This window comes from Idiomarina sp. ST10R2A5 (assembly GCF_051842325.1).
In the GTDB taxonomy this organism is placed as follows: Bacteria; Pseudomonadota; Gammaproteobacteria; order Enterobacterales; family Alteromonadaceae; genus Idiomarina; species Idiomarina abyssalis.
Genome location: NZ_JBNIEX010000082.1, coordinates 1 through 237, shown reverse-complemented (window position 1 = coordinate 237; position 237 = coordinate 1). Strand labels below are relative to the sequence as shown.

The following is a 237-nucleotide window of genomic DNA, read 5'->3' as shown; positions in this document are numbered from 1 at the left end:
CCGCGTCCGCGACGCTCGCACGCGGCCGACGAGACGACGGAAGACACCGACAGCGGTACAGAAGACGCCGAGATCGTCGTCCTCGCGGTGAAGCCCGACATCGCCGAGCCGGTGCTCGGAGACCTCGACCTCGATGCGGATCAGCAGCTCGTGACGCTGGCCGCGGGACTCCCCCGGGAGTTCGTCGCCGAGCGGACGGCGGCGTCCGTGGTTCGGATCATGCCCAACCTCGCGGCC

General features: G+C 70.9%; 1 protein-coding gene. It reads left to right on the top strand.

What is annotated here, in order from left to right; all coding sequences use genetic code 11:
- Positions 1-237: pyrroline-5-carboxylate reductase family protein (locus ACP7FG_RS13215; protein ID WP_439226666.1), on the top strand; the 237-nt coding region annotated here is incomplete at both ends.